Below are 11,955 nucleotides of genomic sequence, written 5' to 3'. Positions count from 1 at the left end.
TTGTGGCAGATTATTGATTTTACAATAATTCATCGTTTTATTCTCGGGTGCCAACCAGAGAGGAAAAAGGATCATCAAGAACAACACTATTCGTTTTGTGGAGAAATTTTCCTGTACAATAAGTCAACCTCAATGTATTTGTTTTTATTACCAAGATTAAAATCAAGCATTCCCATCAATTCAAACCCTTTGTCTTGAAGATAATTATTCATCGTATTAAAGGAAGGCTGACTTGAATATAACTCCTCTAAGTTTGCTTCGATGATTATATAACCAATAGCCTTTATAGTTTCATCGGCTCCTTTTAAAACCTCAAGTTCATACCCTTGAACATCTAATTTAAGTAATGATAAATTTGTTTTGTCCACAGGTAATGCCAAAGAATCTAACTTCTTTATTTGGACTCTTATTTGCTCTAACTCATTATCTTTTCGTGTAAAATGAATGTTATCTTGACTAATTTCGAGAACAGAACTTGTATGTCCAAATTTATTTTTATTGAATAGAATTGTCCCATCCTCATTTCCCAAAGCGATATTATAGGTTTTTATGTTTGGGTTACTGCCGAATTTTTTTTTAATTATTGGATACAAATCTGGCAATGGCTCAAAAGTATGTATTTGCGCTTGCGGGTATAAATGTGCTGCTACTTTGGTAAATTGACCTGAATTAGCGCCCACATCAATTATAGTGGTTAATTCCGGTACCATTTTTTTTAAATTTGAAACTACTTCAAAAGATGCAAAAGAAAAAAGTTTTCCTTGAACTAGTTGTAAAACCCATCTGGATTTTGCAACGATAAACAATTGCTTGATCAGTATAGAATACTTCATTGTAATGTAATTATCTTTTGTTAAAAAAATCTTATTTTTAGTGGTGCAAGATAAAATAAAACCCATACAATATGAGCTTTATTAGTAGTATTTAATTAGCATTTTAGAATTAAAAAAAACGACTTCTTAAATGAATTATCTATTATTTTCAACCCAATTTAATTTTTTCGAATAAATATCAAAATAGTAATTCGGTTCCACATAATAAGTTTTTCGGCTAAAAAAAATTAGCACCGCAACTCTAGACAACTAGTCTGTTTAGCTTATTTAAAGCGATTTTTTTTATTAATAAGGTCCTTTTCAAACTGGGCTAAAACATGTTCTAAAGCAAGATTATTAATTACGTATTGCCTCGCCTTCAAGCCCATTTCTTTTGCTTTCTCAGGCTCTGATTTCAATTGAAAAAGTACATTCTTAATCTGCTCCACAGAATTTTCAGAAAAGTAAAACCCTGCTTGCGAATATTTAAACGTTTCCTTTATCTCAGAACTAGCATGACCTGTAATTATTGATGGCTTTGCACTAGCCATCATGCCTAAAATTTTTGAAGGCATTACCAGATCTTTAAACTCTGGTTTTTGAAATAACACATGCGTATCAGCATGGCATAATAAATTACTTAATTCTGTGTACTGTACTGGAGCCCAATAGGTAAAATTATCTCTTCCTTGTAATCTTCGTACCACTTCTTCTCGTTTTGCTCCCTCTCCTACTAGATAAAAATGAAAATCTGGATGCGCTTGCATCGCTGTTACAAATTCAATATAAAAGTCCCAATCTTGCTTTTCGCCAATGTTACCCGAGTAAAGAATGTTAAATGTATCTGGTCCAAAAATAGAATTAACCGATTTCTTATTAGGATCAATTACGGAATAGTCAATCCAATTAGGAAAAAAAACAGGAATAAGAGTTGATTTTTCTGCTAATTTGGACATCATTCCTTTACTAATAGTACTAGTATAATCGGCTCGGTTAATGATCCATCTTTCAATTGAAAATAATATTTTTTTATACCACTTATTTTTAGAATCTATTAAGGAATTACAAGCAGCATCAAATTCGAAATCTTGTATGTGCACCCACAATAATCCTCCATTAAAACATTTTATAAACCAACCCAAAATTATCGAAAGTGTAAACGGCATGATCACGATAATAACATCCGCTTTTTTTACTTTAAAAGCATTTACCAAGGAGCCCATAAAAAAATGAAGCATTTGCAAAACACGTTTGAAAAAATTAGGCTTTGCAGGTGTATATTGCTTGAACCTATATACTTTGACATTATTTATGGTTTCCATGAAAAACAACGAACTATTCACATAATTTTCATGTATTTGCCATTGCGGATAATACGGTACTCCAGAAATTACACTTACCTCATGTTTTGAGGCTAAAAATTCAGCCATACCAGTCGTATATAAACCTATACCACTATCCTCTGGAAAATAATTATGCCCAATAATTGTTATTTTCATAAGTGCCATTTACCTTCTCAAGGTTTCTAAAATTATTTCTTCAATAGTATTAATAAACCTAGTTTCGGTAAAGGTTTCTCTAGCAAATACGCCATTTGCAATCGCTTTTTTTTGTAATTGATCCCAGTTATCAATAGTGTACTTCAATTGTTTATACAAATCATCTTCACTTTTTTCATTACAAAAAACAGCATTTAAATCTGAACAGATATCCGGAATTCCTGCATGTTTTGTCGTCACAATAAAAGCATTGAAGGCCATTGCCTCGAGGATACTAATAGGTTGTCCTTCCATGCTGAAAAAAGTTGGTAAACAAAAAACATTACCCCAAATCAACAAATCTTGCTTAGCCGTACCCGTTACCGTCCCTAAATAGGAAATAGAATCTAAGCTCAAAAATAAATCATCCAGATTGTTGCCTTCAATTGTATTACCAGCAATTCTAACTTCGAGAGACAAACCTTCATTTTGAAATCTTTGCAGTACTTTAAGCAATATATTTATGCCTTTTTCCTCCAGTAAATTACTTAAAAAAAATAGCTTCACTTTTGAAAAATCTTTACGCTCATGTAACACTTGCTCTGAGACTACTAGTTGATCCTCAACAAAATTATAGACTTCATAAACAGACTCATTTACGATGAAAGGAGTTAAGTTATCCCTAAGAGACTTACTAAGAACGATTCCCGCATCAAACGAAGCAAGTATTTTAAAAAAGAGTTTCTTTTTGAATCCTTTTAAGGAGCTATATTCTTTTTTGAGATGGTTACTGTGCACATGTACTACTAATTTTTTTTGTAAAATTTTTGCCAAGAAAATAAAAGGTGCATATTTTAAAACTCCAAAAAAAGTAATGCCTATAGTAATATAGACTACTTGAGCACTCCAAATTTTGTACAACTGTAAATAGGTTTTAAGAAAAGACAATTTATCGATCGAAAATTGTCCAATACTACTGTTTACAGCATCTGATACTTCTGTATTTATTTGTGAAAAATGCCAATTTTTTTTAGAAAATCCATTTGCAACCACTTGATTAGACAAGCTAATTCCTTTTGGTGGTCCCGGAAAAGGTCCTATTATTAACAACTTTTTTCTCATCGTAGAATACTTTTCTTATACTTAGAAGTATAAAGTTGCATACCAATAACAAACGAGTACAGGATAATGCCGTTTTGCCGTTCTAAAACACTTTCAAAAAGAAATGTAAGCATAAAAAATAGCAGCAAAATTACTGCTTCAATATTTTGTTTTTTTATAAAGTCTAGCAAAATATAAACCAATGATAAAACATAAAGTACAATACCAAAAATACCAGTGGCAAGTCCTATTTGTAAATATTGATTGTGGGAATTATAATTTTCTTTTGCTAAAACAGTATAGCCAGCTGTTGCCAGTTCATGGCTTAACACTTTTTGAACATCTCCTACACCAACACCCAAATAATTTGAATTCTCAATTGCTTTTTGACTTGTATTCCATAGAATATACCTAATACCAGAGGAAGTTTCCTTATTATTTATAACTTTACTGCTATCAAAAACTTCTAAAAAACGGCCTCTAATCTCAGCGACACAAAGCGACAAAAGGAATAAAGTACTGAAAATAAATACTAATTTAAGAGTCTGTTTCGTGTCTCTTGTACACACTACAAATACACCAGCAAGTACAAAAAACGCTGCGATCACACCTTTTCGAGCCAGAATTAATAGTCCACAAATTAAAATTATAAACAAAATGGCATTCGCTATTTTACTTTTAAATCCTTCCATTAGAAGAAAAAATAAAGCTACCGCAAAAAATAGCGAAAGGTAAATAGGATGCTCATTAAAACCCCAAAATTCGTGAGTTATATAGGAATAACAGTAAAATAAATCATGTTTCTGACTAAAATAACCCAGTTGAAATAAGTAAAAAAATACCAAACAAGAGTATACACTAGCGGCAATAATAAAAGTTTTTTTGAAAATTTGGTTGAATTGTATTCGTGCTGCATGCGTAAGTAAAAAATACGCTAGCGGAATTACAACAATGGGAATGCAACGGACCAAAACGGTGATTCCTTTTTGAACATTTTCAGAAAACAAAAGGCTAACAGCATAGATAAGAAAGAATGTACTAGCTAGAGCGAGAATTTTTAAATTAAATTTTTGCTTTATTTTATTTTTACGAATGTAAACCAGACTCCAAATAAAAAACACAAACACAGTTATAGGTTTTATTTTAAAAGGTAGTAATACATACAAGCCACAAAAAAAAGCTACATAGGGCGTCAGATTTTTAAGAGTCACGTCTTTCAACACACTTTTCATATTTTAGTCATAGTTTTAGATTCTGTTTTGTACGGTAATTTAACAGCTTTAACAATAACATAGAACCCATAAAGCACCATGGAATAATAAATAAACCGATGTGAAGACCGCAGGTTGTACTCAAAACTATGAACAACATATAAAACCAAAAGTAAAAATTGCAACGCTGCCCAAAAGTACTTTTTATATAGCACTTGATTTTTTATGAAATAATCCATTGCCGCAAAATAGTACCCCAATGCAACATAATACAAGTAACTAAAAATCGGATATTTTGCCATTTCTCCAATAGCGGTGTAAGGAGCAATCTCATTTATCCTTAATTTAGAAGCGATTGCATACCAATTTGTCAATCGTCCTGGCAAAGGACTCAAAGTTGTAATTAAGTTTGCTACAGAAGCATTTTTATATAAATGGATGGTTTCTGAAGTAGCATAAAATCCAAAAATAAAAGTATAATAAATATTCATTACTGTATACTTGAACAAAATCTCTGGTTTGGAAATTGTGACTTTTAGATATGGAATTAGACCATGCATATTCGACTCTAAACGGAGTGAGATGTTATAACCAAAAAATACGACCACAAACGGAATGAAAAGTAAAAAAAATAACTTCGCCTGCTGCTGTGTCAAAAATAAAGCATAACTCAAACCAAACGCTACCAAGTAAATAGTGGCTGCCCTACTGCCCACACCTATCCCAATAGTCATGGCAATAAAGAAAGCCATTACAGCAATCGATTTATTAGTTCTATAAAGGATACCAGACAGAAGACATAAAACAATCAATAAATTTTGGTACATGATCTTAAAAATAGAGTTTTCTTTAGGAATATAATCAACTCTATAAAACAATAAAGATCCATAATCAATGTAAATCAAGACCAAACAAACTGCAGCTATTACTATAATCACAGCACGTATTTGAGTAGTATTTAGCTTTATATTTTGAACATTAATAAGCTTAATGCGTTGTTTTGCTAAAACAAAATATGATTTATTACAAAAACCATATAAAAAAACACCTACTACAAAAAGAGCAAGCATTTTTACATACACTAAAAACGTTCGATTGAACTTATTTTTACCAATAAAATCAAAATCAAAAAAATTGAATTTCTCATATTTTGGATAAAAATTATGATATAAAAACGTGGCCGCTAGTACGGCAATAAAGAACAAAACAAAAACATCAACAGGTGATAGCAAAAATATTTTTCGCTTCCAATAGAACGTGCCTATCAGCAAGAATAGGAAAAATAAACTTACCATCATTTCAAAATATTAATAAATTATAGATCTTCAAGGGCTTTAATAGTAGCATTTGCATTGTAAAAATTAGCAGTATGACCCACAATATACATATACAAATCGCCCTCTTTTTCATCCATCACAGCAATTTGTGGACTTGATTCAGGACCTTTAAAAACTTTCATGGAGTATGTTGGTGTTTTGTATGCCGTAATACTTTCTGCATTCGTAGCTTCATACCATCCAGCAGCATTTTTACCGATAAAAACTTTTCCCGTAAATCTATTCAAAACAACCACAGTGTATTCATTATCTTGCACCTGGTACAATTCCATCTGGTACTTTTGTTTATTTACAATTTCTTTTAAACTGAACGAATCCGTTTTCTTTTCCTCTTCTTTGCAGGAAACTACTAGCACTAAAACAAGTACTAAATAAATAATATTTTTCATTTTTGTCTTTTTAAATTCAATTTTTTGCACAAATATAGTAGCAATTTTTAATTTTTATCACTGAATTTACTATAATCACAACCACCTTACTACATTTATCTGATTCGTTTACAGTACGATTAAAAAAACGTTTTTCTTTTAAATGCAAAATAAAAAAGAACCACGACCATGAATACATCTACACCTATACGAAGTACAATTAAATTTGCAAAAGATATTTGATTTAAAACATAAAGCAGCATCACCACGCAAACATATAGCAAACATGAAAACAATAGTGCATAATTGTATTCTTTCAAAGCACCAAATGCTACTAAGGAACAACTTCCCATAACAATCGAGCAACTTATTACAGGAATAAGTACCACTAACAATTCTAATAAACTAGCATATTTTGCCATTTGAGTCCCACCAAAAAAAGTCATGAATTCAACTGAAAAATAAAAAATAATTCCTGCAAAAAACAATGAACTACAAAAAGTAAAGAGCATTAATTTTTGTAGAAACACTTTACTCCTGGTCCTAACAATGGAAGGAAAAACTGCCTGTTGAATAACTTCAAATGGAAAAACAAAAGCAAACAATATTTTAGAAGCAATATCAAAACCAGATACTAAACTTTTTGAACAGAAATATCCAATTAAAAAAATAGTTCCAAAGTTCAAAAAAAGTGTAGAAAATCGTCCTAAAAAAAACAAATATCCCTCCTTAAAATAGTGTTTTAAAACTGCAAAAGGAACAAGTATAAATTCAAATTTGGCGATCTTAACCAAAAAATAAAAACCTAAGCCGCCCCAAACAAGATTAGTAACCACCAAAATCAACACATATATGATAAGGTCATGCGTGTTATTTACAAACAAGAGCGTAAGCACAACAAGCAATGTTCGCGAAACAACACTTACAATTGCAATGGGTTTCATTTTTTCTATTCCTTGAAAATACCAAATTGGGAATAAAATCTCGCCAATTCCCATACCAAGCATTAAAAAAATTAAGTGAATATGCTTTGCAATTTCAGCATTCAAAGAAAATAATCCCACGAGAATAAACCCAATGATAAACAAAAGAGTTTTAATGGTTAAAACAGTTGAAATAATCTCATTTATTTTCGTTTTGTTCTCTTTGTTTTCAACAATGTATTTTGCAACGTACATATCAAAACCAAAATTAACAAGTATCAAAAAATACTGTGTAAATGAATCTACCCAAGTCAAAATACCGTAGCCTTGTTCTCCTAAGGTACGCACTAGATAAACCAACAAGAGATACTTGGAGACTATATTAGCAAACTTCACAACTCCAAAATAAAAGAAATTCTGTGCAATTTGAGTGCTAAATGACCGGTATAATTTTTTCAACATGTAAAATCAAGTTAGTTTGTTCACCGTTACAGTGCCTTATCCCATGTTTTAATAGTAATGTTAAATGCTTTTTTAATTTTACTTTTATCTAAAACACTATATTTTGGTCGTTGGGCGGGTGTGGGATAACTGCTGCTCGGAATTGGGTTCAAGGCAATACTTACGCTATTTACCTCAAATATTTTTTGAGCAAATTCAAACCAACTGCATTGTCCTTCGTTACTGAAATGGTATACTCCAAACCTATTCTTCTCTGGGTTTTCAACAGTATATAATATAATATGCACCACTACTTCTGCTAGATCTACGGCGTTTGTAGGCGTTCCTATTTGATCATTAACTACTGATAATTGCTCTCTTTCTGTAGCTAATCGAAGCATTGACTTCTTAAAATTAGATCCAAATTGCGAATAAACCCATGATGTCCTCACAATAAAATAGTCTTTCAAACACTCTTGAATGGCAATTTCACCATCTAATTTTGATTGTCCGTAAATGCTTTGTGGATTTGGAAAAGAAACTTCTGTATATGGCGTTTGACTCTGACCGTCAAAAATGAAATCAGTAGAAATATGAATTAATATTGTTTTGAAAGTGGCACAAGCTTTAGCTAAATTCTTAGCACCACTTGCGTTGATAGCAAATGCTTGTTCCACTTGACTTTCGGCTTGATCCACTGCCGTATAAGCGGCAGTATTAACACAAAAATCAGGCTTAATTTCCTTAAAAACAGCTTCAATTGATGATGATTCAGTAATATCAAGGGATTTTGAATCACAAAAAACAAAATCAATTTGAGGATAGTTATCTGCAATAAATTGAATAGACTGCCCTACTTGTCCATTTGCACCGGTAACAAGAACTACCAAGCGCATTTTGCATTCTCTAAAGTAGGTAATAGTAGGTCTTTTTCAGATATAAGTAATTCATCTGTTAGAAACTGCCAATCAATGTTTAGGCTAGAATCATTGTACTTAATTCCAGCTTCGGAATCTTTGTTATAAAAATTATCGCACTTATAAAAAAAAGTAGCGGTTTCGCTCAAAACTAAAAATCCATGTGCAAAACCTCTTGGTATAAAAAACTGTTTTTGATTATCACCAGAAAGCACAACCGAAACATAGTGTCCAAATGTTGCAGAATTAGGTCTAATATCGACAGCAACATCTAGTACTTCTCCCTGTAAAACCCTTACTAACTTTGCTTGAGCATGAATCCCTGTTTGATAATGGAGACCTCTCAAAACACCTTTTGTCGAAAAAGATTGATTATCTTGTACAAATTGAATGTCCTGACTAATCCCGTTTTTAAAAGTATTTGCATTATAACTTTCCATAAAATATCCTCTTTCGTCAGAAATTATTGAAGGATCTATAATAAAGCAGCCGTCTAATTTGGTCTGAATAAATTTCATAATTTTTTTAAATAATGTCTAATAAATGAGTGTCATAAACCCTTTTTACTATGGGTTGTGCAATAGATCTCAATTGTTTGCATATTGCCAGCATAAGTAGATGCAAGCGTGATCCTGTTCATGCTTATATTATTCCTTACATACCGATAGTATTATGAGGCTCTTAGTTCTGCTTTTATATATTGCTTTTTGTAAAAAGCTGTAAATAGCCGGATAGCAATAAAAAGGAATATAAATAGTAAAGGCAAAATCAATTTTAATTTACCATTGATAAGCCCCGAGCTTTCCATATTTAATACGGCACTAATATCCTTAACAATTTTATTTGATGACAACAACGAAACTTTCAAAATACCGTTTTCCTTTATTAGTAGTTCTTTAGTTTTAATCACATCATTCAACTGTGTATTTTCGTTATAATACACTAGACTATTGCTTTTTTGATTTTTGCCAGTAGCCGACTCCGAAACAGCACTTAAAATACCATCTATTTGACCAACGATTCCATCATTAATTTTGATTTTGTTTCGAATATTCTGGACAGAAACCTGCTGAACTTGCTTATAATACTCGCTTGAATTCAAATAATTTAAAATGGGTTGAATAGTAATTTTACTATTTGCCTTTCCTTTTGTTACAAACGTTATGGTATGAAAATCATAGTTTTTACTAGTTGTTGTCTCTTTTACAATTGCTTTTAAATCGCCATCTTCAGCCATCAATTTCAATAATTCGAAATTTTGTTCGCTGTTATTGATAAAATTGTAAACATCTACAACAGGTTCTATAGTAATTTTGGTTATTTTATCAGCCTGCTTTATACCTAGTGCTTTCAAAAAAAGAGTGTCACGCTCCCTAAACTTTGCACTTAATAGATCAATCTTTGAATACAAATAATCTGTACTACCAAAGTTTGGAGCCACCGTAACCTCACTTTTATAAATTTTATTGCTGTAATCTAGATATACTCCTAGTCCAACACCTATTATAAAAAGAATAAGAATAATGCGAGCATTTTTGACAAAAAAATGAATACATCTGAACAAATAAGTGCTAAAATTATCTAATAAAGCACCTATTTTTTTCGAGATATGAGTAAAGTCAATTTCTTGTTCTTCAGTAGTATTGGGTACATTTGTACTCATTTATAAGTTTTATTTTACGTTGAAAATTTGTTCCAATATTTTAATTGTAATCAAGTAAGTAGGTTTTACACCTGTTGTACCTAATCCTCCAGAGGCAAGAGTACTTCCTGTTTCAAGCGGATTATCTGAGGCATAATAGGCATAACGTACTTTGATGTCATGAGGAACACTTCTTCTAATTTTTGAGGCAGATTGAATGGCCTTTTGATAATAAGAACCTTCCATTTCAAGACCAATAATTCCCCAAGTAGACTCGTGGAAAAACTTTAATAAATCTCTGTTCTGTAATGAAGTTCCCAAAACAGTTACCATTGGTCCCGCAAAAACAGCAATGTCATTTCCTTCAAACATCTCAGCCGTTAGTTCGTTTTCAAAAAAATAATTGTCTGCAGTTCCTTCATTTATATGCGCATTTGGAATCATGATATCTCCTTTTCCTCCCTCTAAAATTCCTGCTTTACCCATAATAGAAACCGATTCTACGTTTAATAAAGTGTCTTTCTTAAAAGGTTTCAACAACTCGTCAATTGTCTCATAGGCTTGCTCCCCAAAAGCATAATCCATCACTATTAAAACTGGTTTTTTATCATCAGTCTTGGCACTAGGAAATGATGTTTTAGCCCAATTGATTTTAGCTGTATCAAAAATTTGTACATCAATATTAGTTCCTGAGGAATCTGGCAAAGAAATCATTCCTTGTTTCAATGCAACTGCAGTAACTTGATTGCGTACCTCATCAGCTCCTGATCTACTTAGCTCTTCATAAATAAAGAAATCCGATTTGTCTTTGAACTTTGTTTTTAAAACTTCAGTTGCAAAAATCGAATTCATCACACTGTGCATATTAGCACTGATTACATGAATTGGTCGGTCTAAAAGTTGATTTTCTTTTAAAACCTCTTTAATATTGGTAGCCCAAACTTCGCCATGAATGTGGTGTCCCAAACGTTCTCTTAAAATAGGACTAAAAGTGATTGTTCTCTTATTATCATCAACTATTTCTTCAATAGCTAATTTTCCTAACCAATAAATCACATGTAAAAAACGGTCTGGTGCAGCTGCTGAACCAAAGGCATCATAAATATCCAAAACCTCAGCAAAAGTTCTACCTAATATGTTAGCTGCATGCGAGATGGCTTTTTCTTTCTCTACTTGCGTAAGCTTTTTCTTTTGAGAAACTGCCTGTTCTAGTTTGTACCAGTCACGAGAAACCTCACCAGCATCATCCAGTAAAACACGGTTCCTGATTTTGTGCGATTCAATAAATATGAAGGTCAAGTGCGTTAAAATATCGTAAATATCTGATCGCCCTCTTGTAATTTCGACATTCATTTGCTCCTCATCAATTCGGTAGCAATTACGACGTCTTTTTGGAGGAACAATAGCTTGAAAATGCGATTTAGAGTAACCTTCGTCTGAAGTAAGATTGATAAAACGGCATTCTTCAATTCCTACCGGAAGTCGTTCAATTACGTATAAAAGTCCGTTCAATTCTACTTTCTCTTCGGCAATATTACCATAAATTTCTGGTCGTAAAGCAAGTAACGCCTCGCGAAGTGTATCACCAGATACTCCCATTGGCTTGTAAAATCCTCTATTAAAAAGGTGGCGCATGGTAATGTACATTTTTTCAATTGCTGCCGATGATTCTTGTGCTCTTGAGCGCGATATATTTTTTGTTTCTTTCATTTTCTACTTATTTTC

At 32.0% G+C, this 11,955-nt stretch carries 11 protein-coding genes; all 11 read right to left on the bottom strand.

What is annotated here, in order from left to right; genetic code table 11:
* Positions 1–86: 86 nt before the first annotated feature.
* The 11 genes from FJV36_RS15315 to FJV36_RS15265 all read right to left on the bottom strand — a co-directional run bounded on the left by FJV36_RS15315 (position 87) and on the right by FJV36_RS15265 (position 11,940).
* Positions 87–833 (bottom strand): FkbM family methyltransferase, encoded by a 747-nt coding sequence (locus FJV36_RS15315; RefSeq protein ID WP_158728063.1) that lies wholly within the window; start codon positions 831–833, stop codon positions 87–89.
* Positions 834–1,096: 263 nt separating this feature from the next.
* A complete protein-coding gene (locus tag FJV36_RS15310; protein WP_158728062.1) occupies positions 1,097–2,311 on the bottom strand; it encodes a WcaI family glycosyltransferase in 1,215 nt (404 codons plus the stop codon).
* Positions 2,312–2,320: 9 nt separating this feature from the next.
* Entirely contained in the window at positions 2,321–3,412 is a 1,092-nt protein-coding gene (locus tag FJV36_RS15305) for a glycosyltransferase family 4 protein (protein ID WP_158728061.1), read from the bottom strand.
* Positions 3,409–4,083 (bottom strand): O-antigen ligase, encoded by a 675-nt coding sequence (locus FJV36_RS15300; protein ID WP_158728060.1) that lies wholly within the window; start codon positions 4,081–4,083, stop codon positions 3,409–3,411. Before FJV36_RS15300 ends, FJV36_RS15305 begins: the two co-directional genes overlap by 4 nt.
* A gap of 536 nt (positions 4,084–4,619) precedes the next feature.
* Entirely contained in the window at positions 4,620–5,834 is a 1,215-nt protein-coding gene (locus FJV36_RS15295) for a hypothetical protein (RefSeq protein ID WP_158728059.1), read from the bottom strand.
* A gap of 83 nt (positions 5,835–5,917) precedes the next feature.
* The gene (locus tag FJV36_RS15290) at positions 5,918–6,328 is read right to left on the bottom strand and encodes a hypothetical protein (protein ID WP_158728058.1); all 411 of its coding nucleotides are present in this window, start codon (positions 6,326–6,328) and stop codon (positions 5,918–5,920) included.
* A 119-nt stretch (positions 6,329–6,447) separates the two neighbouring features.
* Entirely contained in the window at positions 6,448–7,692 is a 1,245-nt protein-coding gene (locus FJV36_RS15285; protein ID WP_158728057.1) for an oligosaccharide flippase family protein, read from the bottom strand.
* Between the two features lie 26 nt (positions 7,693–7,718).
* Positions 7,719–8,567, bottom strand: a complete 849-nt coding sequence (rfbD, locus tag FJV36_RS15280; RefSeq protein WP_199250861.1) for a dTDP-4-dehydrorhamnose reductase — start codon at positions 8,565–8,567, stop codon at positions 7,719–7,721.
* Complete coding sequence (rfbC, locus tag FJV36_RS15275) at positions 8,555–9,106, bottom strand: dTDP-4-dehydrorhamnose 3,5-epimerase (RefSeq protein WP_158728055.1); 552 nt, start codon at positions 9,104–9,106, stop codon at positions 8,555–8,557. Before rfbC ends, rfbD begins: the two co-directional genes overlap by 13 nt.
* Before the next feature lie 152 nt (positions 9,107–9,258).
* Positions 9,259–10,251 (bottom strand): hypothetical protein, encoded by a 993-nt coding sequence (locus tag FJV36_RS15270; protein ID WP_158728054.1) that lies wholly within the window; start codon positions 10,249–10,251, stop codon positions 9,259–9,261.
* Between the two features lie 9 nt (positions 10,252–10,260).
* Positions 10,261–11,940 carry a hypothetical protein gene (locus FJV36_RS15265; RefSeq protein ID WP_158728053.1) on the bottom strand — a complete coding sequence of 560 codons (1,680 nt, stop codon included), beginning with the start codon at positions 11,938–11,940 and terminating at the stop codon, positions 10,261–10,263.
* Positions 11,941–11,955 lie beyond the last annotated feature (15 nt).

Origin of the sequence: Flavobacterium sp. I-STPP5a (genome assembly GCF_009764685.1) — a bacterium.
In the GTDB taxonomy this organism is placed as follows: domain Bacteria; phylum Bacteroidota; class Bacteroidia; order Flavobacteriales; family Flavobacteriaceae; genus Flavobacterium.
This window is presented reverse-complemented; position numbering and strand designations above follow the sequence as displayed.